Below are 16,639 nucleotides of genomic sequence, written 5' to 3'. Positions count from 1 at the left end.
GATGCCATCCGGTCCGGTCAGTCCTCGTACGGCAGCGAGCTCAGCTCCGCGCCGCATCCCACGGTCTGGGTGTAGCGGTGGCCTTCCTTGGCGTACGCGACCTGGAAGCTGTCGACCGTGTAGCTGCCGGGGCGGGTGAGCCGGAGATGCACCATGAGGTAGACGGTGGTGGCGGTCCTGGCCGGGATGCGGATCGGCTTCAGGGCCAGGTTCTCGTACGGGCGCATCATCGCGGCATCCGCCGAGAGCGCTGTCCCCTCGCTCCCGTCGTACGCACTGAAGCCGGTGACCCGCAATCCGGCGGGCGGATGGACCGCGGTCGCGCCGGTCACCGTGATCGGGGCGTCCGCATGGTTCTCCAGCACCGGCAGCCCGATCCAGAGTTCCTCGCCGACCCGCATCCCGTACTTGTCGACCACAGACCCGCACGACGACTCCAACGCAAAGCCCGCCGGACTCGCCGGCCCCGCCGACACCCCGGTCAGCAGCAGTCCGGCCACCACAGTTGCGTACGTCAGCGCACGACGCGCCATTGGTTCCCCCCACGGAAACGGAAGCGGCGCGAGCCTCGCTCACACCGTCGACGGGTAGATCGTAAGCGCCCAGGTCAGAGCTGGCGCAGGACCGCCTCGACGCTGTCGCCGCCGCTGGTGTTGAACGCGATCGCGGCCCCGGGGGCGTGCAGCCGGATCAGGTTCACGACGCGTTCGAAGAGCACCAGCGCGGGCTCGGGCTTGCGGATCCCGCCTCCGATGACGACCACGTCCCAGTCCGTCCCGGCGAGCGCCGCGACCACGGTGGGTTCGGCCGACGCGTCCGGCGCGATCAGCGTCATGGACGCGTCGATGCCGTGGTCGGCGAACCGGGCCAGCTCCTTGTCCAGGACGGCGCGCAGGGCGTCCCCGTCCATGCCGGGCACTGCGTGGGGGTCGAAGCCGAGTACGAGAGCGGAGGGCATGCCCGGCACAACGATCAGCCGATCGTGACCGTTCCCCCGTCTCCCGCCGTCCGCCCCACCCTCGGCTGCTGCTGCGTGATGCAGTGGATCCCGCCGCCGCCCGCGAAGATCGTGCGGGCGTCGACCAGCGTGACCGTACGGTCGGGGAACAGGCCGCGGAAGACCGCCGCCGCCTCCTCGTCGCGCGGGTCGCCGAACGCGCACAGCACCACTCCGCCGTTGCAGAGGTAGTGGTTGATGTAGGAGTAGTCGACCCACTCCCCCTCCTCGTCCTGAAGCACCGTCGGCGCCGGCACCTCCACCACCTCCAGCGGGCGGCCCTGCGCGTCCGTCTCGGACCTGAGCTGCGCCACGATCCCCTTGCACAGCTCGTGGTCCGGGTGGGACGGGTCAGGCTGTACGTGGGCCACGACCACGCCCGGGCGGGCGAAGGCGGCCACGATGTCGACATGGCCCCGCGTACCGAACTCGCCGTAGTCGCCGGTCAGTCCGCGCGGCAACCAGATCGCCTTCGTCGTGCCGAGTCGTGCGTGGATCTCCGCCTCGGCCTCCTCGCGCGACCAGCCGGGGTTGCGCTCGGGGCCCAGCTGGACCGTCTCCGTCAGCAGGACCGTGCCCTCGCCGTCGACGTGGATCGCGCCGCCCTCGTTGACCAGGCGTGAGGCGTAGGCGGTCACCCCGGCGAGGTCCGCCACCTGTGCGCCGATCTTCGCGTCGTGCTCCCAGCGGGCCCAGGACTGCGCGCCCCAGCCGTTGAACGTCCAGTCCACGGCGGCCAGTTCGGCTCCGTCCGTCACGAACGTCGGGCCGATGTCCCGCATCCACGCGTCGTCGAGTTCGCGCTCGACCAGCTCGATGTCCTCGCCGAGCAGCGCGCGGGCGCCCTCCGACTGGCCGGGTCCGACCACCATCGTGACCGGCTCGTACGCACGGACCGCGCGCGCCACCGCCGCCCAGGCCGACCGGGCATCCGCCAGCTCCTCCTCCGTGACGAAGGTGGGGTTCGGGCTGGGCCAGGCCATCCAGGTGCGCTCGTGCGGGGACCACTCGGCAGGCATACGGAACATGGCTCGTCCTAAAGGCTGTGTTTTTACAGGAAATAGAGGCGGTTGAGGGAGACCGAGTCGGCCGGCTCCGAGCTGAGCGGGTCCCCGTCGAGCGTCACCAGGCCGTTGCGGGCGTCCACCCCGACCTCGCCGATACGGGAGTTGAGGCGCAGGTCGGCGGGGCCGATCCCGCGGGTGCCGCGCACCGCGACCCTGCGGCGGCGCGTCGGCATGCCGTCGTTGCCCTGATCGATGGCGGCCTGCGCCACGAAGGCCACGGAGAGGTCCGCCGCCGTGGCCCCGTACGAGCCGAACTGGGGTCCAAGGATGAGGGGTTCACACGTATCCGTCGCCGCGTTCGGGTCGCCCGTCACCCCGTACGCGGGAAAGCCCGACTTCAGCACCAGCTGCGGCTTCGCCCCGAAGTAGGCGGGCTTCCACAGCACGATGTCGGCCAGCTTGCCGACCTCGATGGAGCCGATCTCGTGCGAAAGGCCGTGCGCGATGGCGGGGTTGATGGTCAGCTTCGCCATGTAGCGCAGGACGCGCGCGTTGTCGTCGCCGGGACCGTCGCCCTCCATGGGGCCGAGCTCGGTCTTCATCTTCCCGGCCATCGCGAAGGTGCGGCGTACGGTCTCGCCCGCACGCCCCATCCCCTGCGCGTCCGAGGACGTGATCCCGATGGCGCCGAGGTCGTGGAGCACGTCCTCCGCGCCCATCGTTCCGGCGCGGATACGGTCGCGGGCCATCGCGGCGTCGCCCGGCAGGTCGGTCTTGAGGTCGTGGACGGAGACGATCATGCCGTAGTGCTCGGCGACCGCGTCCCGGCCGAAGGGGAGCGTCGGATTGGTCGAGGATCCGATGACGTTCCGTACGCCCGCCATCTTCAGGACGTTGGGGACGTGGCCGCCCCCGCACCCCTCGATGTGGAAGGCGTGAATCGTCCGCCCCTCAAGCACCGCCAGGGTGTCCTCCACCGACAGGCATTCGTTCAACCCGTCGCTGTGCAGGGCGACTTGGACGTCATGCTCCTCGGCCACGCGCAGAGCCGTGTCCAGCGCCCGCGTGTGCGCGCCCATGTCCTCGTGGACCTTGAAGCCGGACGCGCCACCCTCTGCGAGGGCCTCGACCAGTGGAGCCGCGTCGGACGACGAACCGCGCGCCAGGAAGCCGATGTTGACCGGCCAGGCGTCGAAGGCGTTGAAGGCGTGGCGCAGCGCCCAGGGCGAGTTGACCCCGACGCCCCACACCGGGCCGAACTCCTGCCCGATGATCGTCGTCACGCCGGAGGAGAGCGAGGCCTCCATGATCCGCGGCGAGAGCAGGTGCACATGCGCGTCCACGGCGCCCGCGGTCGCGATCATCCCCTCCCCCGACACGATGGTCGTGCCGGTGCCGACCACCACGTCCACCCCGTCCAGGGTGTCGGGGTTCCCGGCCCGCCCGATGGACGCGATCCGCCCCTCCCTGATGCCGATCGAGACCTTGCGGATCCCGAGCGCCGCGTCGATGACCAGCACATTGCTGATGACGACGTCGCAGGTCTCGCGGACGGCCGCGGCCTTCAGGTGGATCCCGTCGCGGGCGGTCTTGCCGAAGCCCGCGAGGAACTCGTCGCCCGGCTTCTGCGCATCCGACTCGACGCGGACCACGAGCCCGGAGTCGCCGAGGCGGACCCGGTCGCCCGCGCGGGGGCCGTGCACGGCCGCGTACTCACTCATCGCTCTCAGCTCCCAGATATCCGCACGCCACAGCAGCACGCAGCGCCTTCTCCTTCGCGCCGGGCGCGTCCAGCGGCCCGTCCACCAGACCGGCGAAGCCGATCGCGACCCGGTCCCCGCCGATCGGCATCAGCCCGACCTCGACGCTCTCGCCGGGGCCGAACCGCACGGACGACCCTGCGGGCACGCACAGCCGCATGCCATACGCGGCCGAACGGTCGAAGTCCAGCCGGGGGTTGGTCTCGAAGAAGTGGAAATGCGAGGTCACCGAGACCGGGACGCTCGCGGTGTTGTGCACGGTCAGCCGTACGGTCGCCGCCGGCTCGGGATAGCCGGGACCCTCCAGCACGGCCCCGGGAGCGCCTTCGCCGAGCGAGCCACCGGCCCCGATCGGATCGCTCACCACGGCCAGCCGGGACCCGTCGTCGAAGACGGCCTCCACATGCACCTCGGTGACCACGTCCGCGACCCCCGGCAGCACATCGTCAGGACCCAGCACACTCCGCGCCGCCTCGATCGCCTCCGCGAGCCGCCGCCCGTCACGGGCCGCCTCGCAGACCGTGTCCGCGATCAGGGCGGTCGCCTCGGGGACATTGAGCCTCAGCCCGCGCGCCCTGCGCGCCCGCGCCAACTCGGCGGCTCCGAAGAGCAGCAGCCGGTCGCGTTCCGTCGGGGTCAGCCGCACGCCGTCACACCTCCGTCAATCACTTAGAGCACCACTCTAACCACGAGATTCATGAGCTGGAAACATTGACGTGCCACCTTGAGCTACGCCACATTGAACGCTGCTCAAACTTCCGAAGGTCAGGGGTAGCACACATGCCGATTGAACAGCGCGGAGTAGACACCATCCCGGACGCGGAACGCACCAGCGGCCCGCGCGATCTCATCTCGATCCTGCTCGGCTCGAACCTCTGCCTGGGCGTCATCGTCTTCGGCTGGCTGCCGGTCTCCTTCGGCCTCGACCTGTGGGGCTCGGTCTCCTCCGTGGTCACCGGCACCCTCGTCGGCACGCTGCTCACCGCGCCGCTGGCCCTGGTCTCCCTCCGTACGGGAACCAACCTCTCCACCTCCTCCGGAGCCCAGTTCGGCGTCCGCGGCCGCCTGGTCGGCTCGATCGTTGGGCTGCTCCTCTCCCTCGGATACACCGCGCTGACCCTCTGGATCGGCGGCGACACCATCATCGGGACCCTCACCCGCCTGATCGGCCTCCCCGCAACCGGCTGGATCCACGCCGTCGTCTACGCCCTGCTCGCCGCCCTCACGGTCATCGGCGCGGTGTACGGCTACCGGCTCCTGCTCCGCCTGAGCAAGATCCTCGCCATCGGCATGACCGCGCTGCTGGCCCTCGGCCTGATCGCGTACGCCCCCGACTTCACGACCTCGGCGGCCCCCGACACCCCGTACCTCCTCGGCTCCTACTGGCCGACCTGGCTGCTCTCGGCCGTGGCCGCGGGCCTCTCGGGCCCCATCGCCTTCATCACCCTCCTCGGCGACTACACCCGCTACATCTCGCCGCGCCGCCACACCTCACGCACGGTCCTGATCTCCACCTGCGCCGGCCTCTGCCTGGGCCTGCTGGTCCCGCAGCTCTTCGGTACGTACACCGCGCTCGCCGCCCGCTCCTCCCTCGACTACGCGGGCCCGCTGGTCGCCGCATCGCCCACCTGGTACCTGATCCCGCTGCTCCTCGCGGCCTCCGCCGGATCGGTCGGCAACGCGGGCCTGATGCTCTACTCCATGGGCCTGGACCTGGACGCGATCCTGCCGCGCGCGACGCGCGCCAGGGCGACGCTCGTCGTCGCGGCGGTCTCCACGCTCTTCGTCTTCCTCGGCCACTTCGCCTGGGACGCCCAGTCGGCCATGACGTCCTTCGTCCTGCTGCTCACGGCGATCGGCACACCGTGGGCGGTGATCACGGTCATCGGTTACGTACGCTGCCGGGGCGTCTACGACGCGGACGCCCTCCAGGTCTTCAACCGCCGTGCGCACGGCGGGATCTACTGGTTCCGCGCCGGCTGGAACCTCCGGGCGACGGCGGCCTGGGCGCTGGGCGCGGCGGTGGGCCTGCTCGCGGTCTCGACGCCCTTCTACGAGGGCCCGCTGCTCACCCTCACCAGCGGCGTGGACTGCAGCTTCATCTTCTCGGGGCTGGTGGGCGGCGCAGCGTACGCGGCACTCACACCCCGTACCGCAAAAGCCCCTGCCGAGACCTCCACCCAGGCACTGGCCAAGCTGTAACGTCCCGCTCCATGGACAGTGACATACAGGCATTCGTCCCCGAGCCGGACCGCGCAACCCGCCTCCGCTCCGAGACGGCGGCACTCGCCGCACGCTGGCCGGACCCCGCCAACAGGCCACCCCTGTACGGAATCCCGGTCGGCATCAAGGACATCATCCACGTGGACGGCCTCCCGACGCGGGCCGGTTCATCCCTCCCGCCCGAGGCCCTCGCGGGCCCCCAGGCGACGATCGTCACGCGCCTCCGGGAAGCCGGGGCGCTGATCGCGGGCAAGACGGTCACGGCGGAGTTCGCGGTACTGGCCCCGGGCCCGACCCGTAACCCGCGCAACGTGGCACACACGCCCGGCGGTTCGAGCAGTGGCTCCGCGGCGGGAGTGGCGGGAGGTTTGTTCCCGCTCTCCGTCGGCACCCAGACGGTCGGCTCGATGATCCGGCCGGGCGCGTACTGCGGGGTCGTCGCCTTCAAGCCGACGTACGGCCGCATTCCGGTCGACGGGGTGATCGCGAACGCTCCGAGCTTCGACACCCTCGGTCTGTTCGCACCGTCCGTGGCAGACCTGCTGCCGGCGGCCTCGGTGGTCTGCGACGACTGGACGCCATCGGGCGCCGGCGACCTGCCGGTCCTGGGCATCCCGACGGGCCCCTACCTCGACCGGGCCGAGCCCGAGGCGCTCAAGTCCTTCACCGCCGGCGCGGAAGAGCTGGAACGCGCGGGCTTCACCGTCCGCCGGATCCCCGTCATGGCGGACTTCGACCGCACGGTGTCCCAGCTCTTCACGATGAACCGCTACGAACTCGCCCGGACGCACGCCGCCTGGTTCACGGAGTACGGCAAGCTCTACCGTCGCGAGACGCGCCAGGCCATCCGCGAGGGTCACGCGATCACCCACGCGGACTACGTCGAGGCCCAGGGCGCCCGCGAATCGTTCCGTACGGGGATGGCCGCCGCCATGGAGCCGATCGACCTCTGGATCACACCGGCGGCGACAGGCCCGGCGCCCAGGGGCCTGACCACCACCGGCAGCTCCGTCATGAGTCTCCCGTGGAGCCACATCGGCCTGCCCTCGCTCACGATCCCGGCAGGCCGGGCGGCGAACGGCCTGCCTCTGGGCCTCCAGTGCGTGGCTCCGCCCGGCCAGGACGAACAGCTCCTCGACTGGGCAGCATGGATCGAGGCGGCGTTCGTCCAGGGCGTGGGTTAAAAGCCCCGTCCGCCATGCACGCCCTGGCCGTCACCCGGGCCGGATCACCATGATCAGCTCGTGCAGATAGCGCTTGGTGATCCGGCCCCCGTACCGCGTGTCGATCAACTCCGCGATCCCCGCGAACAGCCCGTCGCGCCGCTCGGCGGACAGGGCCCGATGCCCGGAGTAGCTCCGCAGGACATCGAGATACTGGGCGCTCGTGTACGTGATGTCGCGCAGATACCGCCGCACCTCCTCCGGCTCGAAATCCACCTCGGTGCGGACCAGTTGCTCGTCCTGTGTGCGCAGCCCGGGCGGCGTCGCAGGATCCCAGCGCTCGTAGACGGCCTGGACCTCGTCGAAGAACTCGGGCGTCCCGCCCCGCACATGGTCGGTGGTGACGACGGCGAACACCCCGCCCGGCCGCAGCGCCTCCATCGGCTTCCGTACCCGTACGGCAGGATCGAGCCAGTGGTAGGCGGTCGCGATGACGACGAGGTCGTACGGTTCCGGGGGCAGCGCCCAGCTCTCGAACTCCCCCACCTCGACGCGCGCCAGCGAATACCCGGCCAGCTTCCGCCGCGCCACCGCAGCCATCGCGGGCCCGAGCTCCACCCCGGTGACCTCGGCCCCGGTGCGCGCGAGCGGCACGGTCAACTGCCCGGTCCCGGGGGCGATTTCCAGCACCCGCCTCCCCGCCCCGAGCCCCGCCCGCGCCACCAGGTCCGCGACCAGCCCCTCCGGATACCCGGGCCGAACCCGGTCGTACAGCTCGGCGTCCTCGTCAAAGATGTCGCGCAGCATCCCGGCCGCATCCTCTCTCAGGAGTAGAAGCCCCTGCCGTACTCGGCAGCGCTCACCGTGAAATCGGCCCCGCGTTCACGGCGTAGAAAGTCGTAACGGGCCACGAAAACACCCATCGCCTCGTGGATCGAACAGTCAAGGCGGGACCGGAACAGCACAAGGCTCTGGATGACCGCGCCCCTGAGGATGTCATCGTCGGCGAAGTCGAGAGGGCCCGCTGCCCACGGCGGAGCCGCGGCGTCCCCGCCGGGCCAGTCGATGTCGGTCAAGGTGGCGAGCAGGCGCCCGTCCAGCCATGCCACGGCCACATCGGTACCGCGAGCCGCGGGCTCGGCGAAGGCGAGGGGCGCGGTGCCGTCGAGGACGAGGACGAAGTGCTGCACCATCGGCGCCCAGTCGTCGTCGGGATTGCCATCGGCGTCGAGCCGCAGGTTGGAGTGCCAGGCCGCCTGGGCGAGCACCGAGACGAGGAGCCCCAGGAAATCCGCGTCCCGCAGCCCGTCCGCATGCTCGATCAGCACCGCCTGGCCCCGCCCGGCCCCATGTCCCGGGCCGTGCCAGTCGCGCAGGCAGTCCACCAGGGCGTCCCAGTTGTGACCGAAGTACCCGGGAAAGGACAACTCCCGCGCGAAAACCCGGAACAGCGAAGCCTCGTCCCCCAGTTCACGACCGTCCAGCCGCAGGACCACCCCGCCCTTCCGCAGGAGCGCGGCGGTCTCCGCTTCCAGCTGGGGATCACCGGCCGAGGTGACCACGACCCACGGCGATCGGCGTTCTGTCAGAGTCGGCGTCACCCGGTAACTGCCGGGCCGGGCCTGGTCAGTGGTTCCATCGCTCTCCACCGGTCAGCGCATCATGGGCTTGCCCGACCGGAACTCGGTCAGGGTGTCCACGGGGAGGATCGCCACCTCGCTCGGTGAGACGCCCAGCGCATCTCGGTAGGCGCAGAGATCGTCCGGGTCGGACGTCAGAATCACCGCCCGGTCATGGCGTGCGGCCACGACGGTCACCAGTGCGTCCACCGCGTCGGGGCGTTTCTTCGGCGGCAGCACCGCGCGTCCCGCCGCCACTCCACCGCGCTTGCCGTCCTCCGTGAGGTGTCCGGCCTGGCACACCCCGCACGCCTGGTTGCCACGGTCCACTCCGAACACCGCACACGACGGCAGGACCCGCGAAAGCGGTGTCCAGTGCCCAGGTTGCGGGCGCCACACCTGGGCGAGTACCGGAAGGAGGATCACTGGCGGGTGCCATCCCCTTCGGGCCGTCACCCGACTGTGGAACCGGTGCGCCTCGGTCGCCTGCCGCTCCAGCGCGATGAGCATGCCGGTGTCGTAGACGAACACGGTCACGCGACAGCACCTCGCGCACCGGAGCCGGAATCGATGGCGTCGAGAAACGTGTCCATGGCTGCGTCGTCCTCGGGCGTCGAAGCAGGGGCCACGCCGGATTCCGCCTGCTCCGCAGAGCGGCTTATGGCATCGACTTCGGCGAACCTGGCCTTGATGTGCGCCTGCCGGGCGGCCTCGGCCAGTGCGGCAGTGCGCAGGAACCCGGAGAGGTCCAGACCGTACTCCGCTGCCGCGTCCCGGACCACGGATTCCTCAGCAGGCTCAAAGGTGACGGTGATACGTGTCTTCGCCATACCGAAACCGTACCGTATGACGCCGTAGGACGGGAGCTGGAATGCGTACGCGGCACGCGGAGGCCGCGCCCGGAAAACTGTCCGGGCGCGGCCCCAGGTGCGTACAACTGCCGGGCGGGTCAGCCCAGTCGGTGCATCCAGCCGTGCTTGTCCTCGCTCACGCCGCGCTGGATGTCGAGCAGCGCCTCGCGGAGCTTGAGGGTGACCTCGCCGGGCTTGCCCTCGCTCTGGGTCCACTCCGTGCCGGTGCGCTTGACCGTGCCGACGGGGGTGATCACGGCCGCCGTACCGCAGGCGAAGACCTCGGTGAGGGTGCCGTTCTCCGTGTCGGTCTGCCACTGGTCGATCGAGACGCGGGCCTCCTCCGACTCGTAGCCCAGGTCGCGGGCGACCTGGAGGAGGGAGTCGCGGGTGATGCCCGCGAGGAGGGAGCCCGTCAGGGTGGGGGTGACGATTTTGTTTCCGTACACGAAGTACAGGTTCATGCCGCCGAGCTCTTCGACCCACTTATGCTCGACCGCGTCCAGGTAGGCGACCTGGTCGCAGCCCTTGGCCGCCGCCTCCGCCTGGGCGAGGAGCGAGGCCGCGTAGTTGCCGCCGGTCTTGGCGTCGCCGACGCCGCCGGGGACGGCGCGCACGCGGTCCTCGGAGAGCCAGATCGAGACCGGCTTCACGCCGCCGGGGAAGTACGCGCCCGCGGGGGACGCGATCACGATGAAGAGGTACTCGTTGGCCGGCTTGACGCCGAGGCCGACCTCCGTGGCGATCATGAAGGGGCGCAGGTAGAGGGACTCCTCGCCGCCGTGGGCCGGGACCCATGCCGCGTCCTGCTGGACCAGCAGGTCGCATGCCTCGATGAACGTCTCGACGGGGAGCTCCGGCATGCCCAGGCGGTGCGCCGAGCGCTGGAAGCGCTGGGCGTTCATCTCCGGGCGGAAGGTCGCGACCGTGCCGTCGGGCTGGCGGTACGCCTTCAGACCCTCGAAGATCTCCTGCGCGTAGTGCAGGACGTTCGTCGCGGGGTCCATGGAGAGCGGTCCGTACGGGACGAGCTGCCCGTCGTGCCAGCCGCGGCCGTCCGTCCACTTGATGATCACCATGTGGTCGGTGAAGTGGCGGCCGAAGCCGGGGCTGGTCAGGATCGCCTCGCGCTCCGCATCGGACAGCGGGCTGGAGGTGGGCTTGAGCTCGATCGTGGGCGTCGTCATGAGTCGTATGTCCTTCACCGGTGTGTTTGTGACGGACCGCGCTCACGTCGCTACCAGGACGTCCGAGCTTCCGCACGCACCACGGCCCACGTTCGATTATCGCTCGGAGAGGGCTGTGTACGAAACGGCGTGATTGCGGTCCAGGATCGATGGTGGCACCCGGGGACCCCAAAACACAGCCGCCGGGTGTCTGTGCGACCCGGCGGCTGTGATCAATCCATCAGTCGGTACGGGTCAGCTCGCTACTACTCGGGATACGAGCGCGTCGCCGATTTCGTCCGTCGTACGGGCGGTGGTGCCGCGCTCCGCGAGGTCGGCGGAGACGGCGGTCTCGATACGGACCGCCTCGGTCTCGTACCCGAGGTGGCGCAGGAGCAGAGCGACGGACAGGACCGTGGCCGACGGGTCGGCCTTGCCCTGACCTGCGATGTCCGGGGCCGAGCCGTGGACCGGCTCGAACATGGACGGGAAGTCGCCCGAGGGGTTGATGTTGCCGGACGCCGCGACGCCGATGCCGCCGGAGACGGCCGCGGCGAGGTCGGTGATGATGTCGCCGAAGAGGTTGTCGGTGACGATCACGTCGAAGCGTGCGGGGTCCGTGACGAGGTAGATCGTCGCGGCGTCCACGTGGATGTAGTCCGTGGTGACCTCGGGAAACTCCTTGGCCACCGTGTTGAAGACGTTCGTCCACAGGTGACCGGCGAAGGTCAGCACGTTGTTCTTGTGGACCAGCGTGAGCTTCTTGCGGGGGCGCGCCTGGGCGCGGGCGAAGGCGTCGCGGACCACGCGCTCGACACCGAAGGCCGTGTTGACGGAGACCTCGGTGGCGACCTCGTGCGGGGTGCCCTTGCGGATGGTGCCGCCGTTGCCCGTGTACGGGCCTTCGGTTCCTTCGCGTACGACGACGAAGTCGATCTCCGGCTGGCCCGCGAGGGGCGTCGCCACACCCGGGAGCAGCTTGCTGGGGCGGAGGTTGACGTGGTGGTCGAAGGCGAAGCGGAGCTTCAGGAGGAAGCCGCGCTCCAGGACGCCGGAGGGGACCGAGGGGTCGCCGATCGCACCGAGGAGAATCGCGTCGTGCGGCTTGAGCGCTGCCAGGTCGGCGTCGGTGAGGGTCTCACCGGTCGCGTGGTAGCGCTTGGCGCCGAAGTCGAAGTCGGTGGTCTCCAGCTTCACATCCTGCGGAAGGACGGCGGAGAGGACCTTGAGACCCTGGGCCACGACTTCCTGGCCGATGCCGTCACCGGGGATCACTGCGAGTTTGATGCTGCGAGACATGTCGGCACCCTACTCGGCCGTCCCATGGGCTGACATCTCACGTCCGCCATACGGACACATGGGGAGCTGTACGTGTCCCGTTCATCTATCGGGTGGGCGGACTTCAGTTGAAGCGAGGAGATTTCCGGCCATGGACATCCCTCGCTTCGGTATCCCCGAGAAGCTCGCCGACCGTATGAGCATGGCGGAGCAGCACGAGTTCCTGCGCACCAGAATCTCGCGGCGCGGCGCGCTGCGAACCGGCGTCGCCACGGCCGCGGTTGCCGGTGCGGGCGTCACGCTCGGCGCCCCGGCGGCGTCCGCCGCCCCCGCGTACCACCCCTCCGACTCCACGTCCCACGTGGACGGTTCGCTGGTCGCGCCCTTCGGCCGGCACCTCGCGTACGGCGCCGACCCCAAGACCCAGATGCGGGTCTCCTGGCAGGTCCCCTTCGCGGTCCGCCGCCCGTACATCCGTATCGGCCGCACCCCCTGGGAGCTCAGCCGGAAGATCGACGCCGAGATCAGGCACCTGACGACGCCGAGCCTGAACGGCGGGAAAATCGCGGCCGCCGAGCAGTTCTACGTGCACGCGGGCCTCGACCGCCTCAAGCCCGGCACGACGTACTACTACGGCGTCGGCCACGAGGGCTTCGACCCGGCAGACCGCAGGAACCTGGGCACGCTCGGCACGTTCACCACGGCCCCCGACCGCGCCGCCTCCTTCACCTTCACCGCCTTCGGCGACCAGGGCGTGAGCTACCACGCACTGGGCAACGACGCCTTGATACTCGGCCAGAACCCCGCCTTCCACCTGCACGCGGGCGACATCTGCTACGCCGACCCGTCGGGCTCGGGCCAGTCGAGCGACGTGTACGACGCGCGGACCTGGGACCAGTTCCTGGCGCAGACCGAGTCGGTCGCCAAGACGGTGCCGTGGATGGTGACGACCGGCAACCACGACATGGAGGCCTGGTACTCCCCGAACGGCTACGGCGGCCAGAACGCCCGCTGGACCCTGCCGGACAACGGCCCCGACCCGGTGAACCAGCCCGGCGTGTACTCCTTCGTGCACGGAAACGTCGGCGTGGTGGCGCTGGACGCGAACGACGTCTCGTACGAGATCCCCGCCAACTACGGCATCAGCGGCGGCAAGCAGACCCAGTGGCTGGACAAGCGCCTCGGCGAACTGCGCGCCCACCGCGACGTCGACTTCATCGTCATCTTCTTCCACCACTGCGCCTTCTCGACGACGAACTCGCACGCCTCGGACGGCGGGGTCCGCGAGCAGTGGGTCCCGGTCTTCGAGAAGCACGAGGTGGACCTGGTCATCAACGGCCACAACCACGTCTACGAGCGCACCGACGCGGTGAAGGGCGGCGCGGTCGGCCGCAAGGTCGCGATCGGCGAGCGGACCGACCCGACGCGGGACGGCATCGTGTACGTGACGGCGGGCGGCGCGGGCAAGTCGCTCTACGACTTCCCGGCACCGGACAGCTTCGAGGGCAACGTCAAGGACCAGGAGTCCGTGCCCACGTGGCACTCCGTCAAGGGCGGCGGCAAGGCCGTGGAGACGGTGGAGTGGTCGCGGGTGCGGTACACGGGCTACTCGTTCCTGGCGGTCGAGGTGACGGCCGGCCACGACGCGCGCCTGAAGGTGAGCGCACTGGCGGAGAGCGGCGCGAGGATCGACCACTTCGAGATCAAACGCGGGAAGAATTGAGCCTGTCCGGCGATTGAGGACACGCGGCCGGAGGTCGCGTACGGGGGTGCCGGGGGCGAAGCCCCTGCGAAGGCGGGGGCCGGGGCTGCACGCCCCGCCCGCGGCGGAGCCGCGAAATGTCACAGCGGGAAGGGGCGGGGTGGGGGAGATCCCCCGCCCCGGCTCACCTCGCGGCGTACCCCCCGTCCACCAGGTGATAGCTCCCCTGCACGAACGAAGCCCGCTCGGAGAGCAGGAACGCCGTGAGTTCCGCGACCTCCTCAGGCCGGCCCAACCGCCCCACCGGATGCATCGCGGCAAGAAACGCCCGGGCCCCGGCGTCGAGATCCGCCAGCAGGGCCGTCTCGACGAACCCGGGCCCGACCGCATTGAGCCGCACACCCCGGTCCGCGTACTCGAGCGCAGCGGTCTTGGTCAGCCCGATCACACCGTGCTTGGCAGCGGTATAAGCCGGCGACCCGGCAAAACCGCTGACCCCGAGCACGGAGGCCATGTTGACCACCGCACCGCCCCCCGCAGCAACCAGCGCAGGCAGCTCGGCGCGCATCGCATAGAAGACCCCGGACAGGTTGGTCTCCAGCACCCGTCGCCAGTCCTCGACGCCGTACTCGGCGGTATGCGCACTGGGCCCGCCGATCCCGGCGTTGTTGACGGCGAGCTGAAGCCCGCCGTAGGTCTCCACGGCGTACGCCACGGCGGCCTCGGCAGAGGCGGGGTCGGTGACATCGAGCCGTACGGCAGCGGCACGCGCCCCGCCGGCCTCCATCTCGGCGGCCGCCTTGCGGGCGCCCTCCAGATCGAGGTCGGCCAGCACGACGGCGGCTCCCCCGGAGGCGAGCCGCCGGGCCACGGCCAGGCCGATTCCCGAAGCGGCGCCGGTGACCAGGGCGGCCTTGCCGGCGAAGTCGACAGGGACGGGAACGGACATCACAGTGCTCATACGCGCACCGTATGTCCGCTATGGGCTAGTGCCCCGTAGCGCCGCCGTTGTCACGGCGGTCGAGGGCCCGCTGGAGTGCCGCAGCGGCGTTCTTGCGCTCGGACTCGCTCGTGCGGGAGGTGTGACGGACGCGGCGGACAGTCGTCTCGGCCATGTTGATCGACTCCTGGAATCCTGGGAGATCACGAAGATCACGGAATTGATTCGAGGCGCCGGAAGAGGCGGGGAGCGGATGCCGCAGGGGTTGCCTGCATCAGGACATCGGCTCGCGGCCGCCATTCGCTGGGTCTAGCGAGACGTTCGGCTTCTACAAAGCTAAGGGAGCCTGGCCGGTCTGTCTCTACAAATACTCGGACTTCCTACTATCTGAGACGGAGATCATGAAGAGACCGCCCTGACCTGCGGATTCACAAGTCCGCAGATCACGAGATCAGAGGATCACGGCAGCTGCGGGCTGAAGTCCTGCAGCCCCACCACCCGCAGCAGCTGCAGCCTCTCGTACGCCTCCGTGCCCGGCCGCGCCGAGTGCACGATCAGATTCTGACCGCGCTCGGCCACGGCCAGCACCTCGCAGTCCAGCTCCAGGACCCCCACCACCGGGTGCACGAAGCGCTTGACCGCCGAGCGCCGTACCGCCACCTCGTGCTCCTCCCAGAGCGCCGCGAACTCCGCGCTGGCGGCGCGCAGTTCGGCGACGAGGCCGACAGGACCCGGATCCTGCGGCCGGGCGGCGAGCACCGCGCGGAGCTGGGCCACATGGCTGCGGGCGTGCCACTCCCGGTCCTCCGGCGGGGCGAGCACACGGCCCGCCGGATCGGTGAAGTACCGCCGGATGATGTTGTGGCCGGGCTCGGTCTCCCCGGTGAGCGCCATCGCCATCCGGTTCATGGCCAGCACCTGGCCCCAGTCGCTCATCACCTGCGCGGGCGCGTCGTGCAGCCGGTCGAGGATCATCATCAGGCCGGGGCGCACATGGAGCGAGGAGTCCGTCTCGCGCGGCGGCTCCTCCCCCGTGAGGTGAAAGAGGTGGTCGCGTTCGTCCTCGCTCAGCCGCAGGGCGCGGGCCAGCGCGGTGAGCATCTGGCGGGAGGGGCGGGAGCCGCGGGCCTGCTCCAGGCGGGTGTAGTAGTCCACCGACATGCCGGTCAGCTGGGCGACCTCCTCGCGCCGCAGCCCTTGCGTACGGCGGCGGGCACCGGCGGCCAGGCCCACGTCGGAAGGTTCCAGGCGGGCACGGCAGCGGCGCAGGAAGTGCGCGAGTTCGTCTCGGTCCACACCTCCAGCATGGACCGGAACACCAGGTCTATCCAGGGAGTGCCGGTCCCCTGATAGCCCCGGCGCGGGACGACGGTGCGCGTCAGAGGACGTCGCCGTCGCGCCAGTCGAAGAGCAGCGGCGCGGTGGCCGGGTCGCAGGTGAGCGGCCGTACGTACGTCGAGCCCTCCTCCTCAGGGAGCGGTACGACGCCCTCGGGCCCCAGCGCCCCGAGCCGCCCGGGCCACACCTGCCAGCCCCGGCCCGCGTACAGCGCGGCGCCCTCGTCCGACGCGGAGAGGGCGCCGAAGTCGTACGTGGTGTCGACGACCTGTTCCAGCGCCGCCATGATCCGGCCGCCCAGGCCCTGCCGGCGGCGGTCGGCACGTACCGCCACCGCCTCCACGTACCCGACGCGGTACGCGTGGCCCGCGTGCAGCACCCTGCGCCGGACCACGCTGCCGTGGGCGGCGATTCCGTCCGCGTCCCTGATGAGGGCGTGGCTGCCGCCCAGCGCATGGTCCCAGTCGTGATCGCTGAAGTCCCCGCCGAATGCGGCGTCCAACAGCGCCCGGATCGCGGCGAGTTCGGCGGAATCCAGATCAGCGGTGTGCACGGTGACGATCACGGGTTCCACGGTACTCAGACCCGGTCTGAG

18 protein-coding genes are annotated in these 16,639 nt (G+C 70.3%); 3 read left to right on the top strand and 15 right to left on the bottom strand.

From position 1 onward, the window contains the following. Positions 1–17: 17 nt before the first annotated feature. The 5 genes from AB0H78_RS21575 to ureA form a co-directional block, all read right to left on the bottom strand. Positions 18–533, bottom strand: coding sequence for a hypothetical protein (locus AB0H78_RS21575; protein WP_363236128.1), 516 nt, complete (start codon positions 531–533; stop codon positions 18–20). Between the two features lie 74 nt (positions 534–607). Further along, a complete protein-coding gene (locus AB0H78_RS21570; protein ID WP_363236127.1) occupies positions 608–958 on the bottom strand; it encodes a hypothetical protein in 351 nt (116 codons plus the stop codon). A gap of 14 nt (positions 959–972) precedes the next feature. Further along, positions 973–2,025 carry an agmatine deiminase family protein gene (locus AB0H78_RS21565; RefSeq protein WP_363236126.1) on the bottom strand — a complete coding sequence of 351 codons (1,053 nt, stop codon included), beginning with the start codon at positions 2,023–2,025 and terminating at the stop codon, positions 973–975. A 23-nt stretch (positions 2,026–2,048) separates the two neighbouring features. Further along, a complete protein-coding gene (locus AB0H78_RS21560) occupies positions 2,049–3,725 on the bottom strand; it encodes an urease subunit alpha (protein WP_363236125.1) in 1,677 nt (558 codons plus the stop codon). Then, entirely contained in the window at positions 3,718–4,410 is a 693-nt protein-coding gene (gene ureA / locus AB0H78_RS21555; RefSeq protein ID WP_363236124.1) for an urease subunit gamma, read from the bottom strand. The genes AB0H78_RS21560 and ureA overlap by 8 nt, the downstream gene beginning before the upstream one ends. 134 nt (positions 4,411–4,544) lie before the next feature. On the opposite strand from ureA, the gene AB0H78_RS21550 reads away from it, so the two are divergent. After that, positions 4,545–5,966: a cytosine permease gene (locus AB0H78_RS21550; protein WP_363236123.1), complete on the top strand. Its 1,422-nt coding sequence runs from the start codon at positions 4,545–4,547 to the stop codon at positions 5,964–5,966. A gap of 11 nt (positions 5,967–5,977) precedes the next feature. Next, the gene (locus AB0H78_RS21545; protein WP_363236122.1) at positions 5,978–7,171 is read left to right on the top strand and encodes an amidase; all 1,194 of its coding nucleotides are present in this window, start codon (positions 5,978–5,980) and stop codon (positions 7,169–7,171) included. A 30-nt stretch (positions 7,172–7,201) separates the two neighbouring features. On the opposite strand, the gene AB0H78_RS21540 is transcribed toward AB0H78_RS21545, so the two are convergent. The 6 genes from AB0H78_RS21540 to AB0H78_RS21515 all read right to left on the bottom strand — a co-directional run bounded on the left by AB0H78_RS21540 (position 7,202) and on the right by AB0H78_RS21515 (position 12,085). Further along, on the bottom strand, positions 7,202–7,957 hold the full coding sequence (locus tag AB0H78_RS21540; protein ID WP_363236121.1) for a class I SAM-dependent methyltransferase: 756 nt from the start codon (positions 7,955–7,957) through the stop codon (positions 7,202–7,204). A gap of 17 nt (positions 7,958–7,974) precedes the next feature. Continuing rightward, positions 7,975–8,751: a barstar family protein gene (locus AB0H78_RS21535; RefSeq protein WP_363236120.1), complete on the bottom strand. Its 777-nt coding sequence runs from the start codon at positions 8,749–8,751 to the stop codon at positions 7,975–7,977. A gap of 51 nt (positions 8,752–8,802) precedes the next feature. After that, positions 8,803–9,306 (bottom strand): hypothetical protein, encoded by a 504-nt coding sequence (locus AB0H78_RS21530; RefSeq protein WP_363236119.1) that lies wholly within the window; start codon positions 9,304–9,306, stop codon positions 8,803–8,805. Next, positions 9,303–9,599, bottom strand: coding sequence for a hypothetical protein (locus AB0H78_RS21525; RefSeq protein ID WP_363236118.1), 297 nt, complete (start codon positions 9,597–9,599; stop codon positions 9,303–9,305). Before AB0H78_RS21525 ends, AB0H78_RS21530 begins: the two co-directional genes overlap by 4 nt. A gap of 119 nt (positions 9,600–9,718) precedes the next feature. Further along, a complete protein-coding gene (locus tag AB0H78_RS21520) occupies positions 9,719–10,807 on the bottom strand; it encodes a branched-chain amino acid aminotransferase (RefSeq protein ID WP_363236117.1) in 1,089 nt (362 codons plus the stop codon). A 234-nt stretch (positions 10,808–11,041) separates the two neighbouring features. After that, the gene (locus tag AB0H78_RS21515; RefSeq protein ID WP_206968636.1) at positions 11,042–12,085 is read right to left on the bottom strand and encodes a 3-isopropylmalate dehydrogenase; all 1,044 of its coding nucleotides are present in this window, start codon (positions 12,083–12,085) and stop codon (positions 11,042–11,044) included. A 130-nt stretch (positions 12,086–12,215) separates the two neighbouring features. Between AB0H78_RS21515 and AB0H78_RS21510 the strand changes: the two genes are divergently transcribed. Next, positions 12,216–13,787 carry a metallophosphoesterase family protein gene (locus tag AB0H78_RS21510; protein WP_363236116.1) on the top strand — a complete coding sequence of 524 codons (1,572 nt, stop codon included), beginning with the start codon at positions 12,216–12,218 and terminating at the stop codon, positions 13,785–13,787. Between the two features lie 163 nt (positions 13,788–13,950). Here the strand turns inward: AB0H78_RS21510 and AB0H78_RS21505 are convergent, their stop codons facing one another. The 4 genes from AB0H78_RS21505 to AB0H78_RS21490 form a co-directional block, all read right to left on the bottom strand. Beyond that, positions 13,951–14,727 carry an SDR family NAD(P)-dependent oxidoreductase gene (locus tag AB0H78_RS21505; protein ID WP_363236115.1) on the bottom strand — a complete coding sequence of 259 codons (777 nt, stop codon included), beginning with the start codon at positions 14,725–14,727 and terminating at the stop codon, positions 13,951–13,953. Between the two features lie 25 nt (positions 14,728–14,752). Further along, on the bottom strand, positions 14,753–14,881 hold the full coding sequence (locus AB0H78_RS21500) for a hypothetical protein (RefSeq protein WP_363236114.1): 129 nt from the start codon (positions 14,879–14,881) through the stop codon (positions 14,753–14,755). 284 nt (positions 14,882–15,165) lie between these two features. Continuing rightward, positions 15,166–16,002, bottom strand: coding sequence for a helix-turn-helix transcriptional regulator (locus AB0H78_RS21495; RefSeq protein WP_363236113.1), 837 nt, complete (start codon positions 16,000–16,002; stop codon positions 15,166–15,168). Positions 16,003–16,084: 82 nt separating this feature from the next. Next, positions 16,085–16,618 carry a GNAT family N-acetyltransferase gene (locus AB0H78_RS21490; RefSeq protein ID WP_363236112.1) on the bottom strand — a complete coding sequence of 178 codons (534 nt, stop codon included), beginning with the start codon at positions 16,616–16,618 and terminating at the stop codon, positions 16,085–16,087. Between the last annotated feature and the right edge of the window lie 21 nt (positions 16,619–16,639).

Origin of the sequence: Streptomyces sp. NPDC050738, assembly GCF_040654175.1 — a bacterium.
GTDB lineage: Bacteria > Actinomycetota > Actinomycetes > Streptomycetales > Streptomycetaceae > Streptomyces.
Note: the sequence above shows the minus strand (reverse complement) of the source record. Positions and strands in the feature narration are given on the sequence as shown.

What these genes read in the sequence shown, in the direction of transcription:
- AB0H78_RS21500 (WP_363236114.1), bottom strand. Translation starts at nt 14,881, where the DNA reads ATGGCCGAGACGACTGTCCGCCGCGTCCGTCACACCTCCCGCACGAGC.
- AB0H78_RS21520 (WP_363236117.1), bottom strand. Translation starts at nt 10,807, where the DNA reads ATGACGACGCCCACGATCGAGCTCAAGCCCACCTCCAGCCCGCTGTCC.
- AB0H78_RS21525 (WP_363236118.1), bottom strand. Translation starts at nt 9,599, where the DNA reads ATGGCGAAGACACGTATCACCGTCACCTTTGAGCCTGCTGAGGAATCC.
- AB0H78_RS21510 (WP_363236116.1), top strand. Translation starts at nt 12,216, where the DNA reads ATGGACATCCCTCGCTTCGGTATCCCCGAGAAGCTCGCCGACCGTATG.
- AB0H78_RS21540 (WP_363236121.1), bottom strand. Translation starts at nt 7,957, where the DNA reads ATGCTGCGCGACATCTTTGACGAGGACGCCGAGCTGTACGACCGGGTT.
- AB0H78_RS21575 (WP_363236128.1), bottom strand. Translation starts at nt 533, where the DNA reads ATGGCGCGTCGTGCGCTGACGTACGCAACTGTGGTGGCCGGACTGCTG.
- AB0H78_RS21545 (WP_363236122.1), top strand. Translation starts at nt 5,978, where the DNA reads ATGGACAGTGACATACAGGCATTCGTCCCCGAGCCGGACCGCGCAACC.
- AB0H78_RS21570 (WP_363236127.1), bottom strand. Translation starts at nt 958, where the DNA reads ATGCCCTCCGCTCTCGTACTCGGCTTCGACCCCCACGCAGTGCCCGGC.
- AB0H78_RS21505 (WP_363236115.1), bottom strand. Translation starts at nt 14,727, where the DNA reads ATGAGCACTGTGATGTCCGTTCCCGTCCCTGTCGACTTCGCCGGCAAG.
- AB0H78_RS21550 (WP_363236123.1), top strand. Translation starts at nt 4,545, where the DNA reads ATGCCGATTGAACAGCGCGGAGTAGACACCATCCCGGACGCGGAACGC.
- AB0H78_RS21560 (WP_363236125.1), bottom strand. Translation starts at nt 3,725, where the DNA reads ATGAGTGAGTACGCGGCCGTGCACGGCCCCCGCGCGGGCGACCGGGTC.
- AB0H78_RS21515 (WP_206968636.1), bottom strand. Translation starts at nt 12,085, where the DNA reads ATGTCTCGCAGCATCAAACTCGCAGTGATCCCCGGTGACGGCATCGGC.
- AB0H78_RS21565 (WP_363236126.1), bottom strand. Translation starts at nt 2,025, where the DNA reads ATGTTCCGTATGCCTGCCGAGTGGTCCCCGCACGAGCGCACCTGGATG.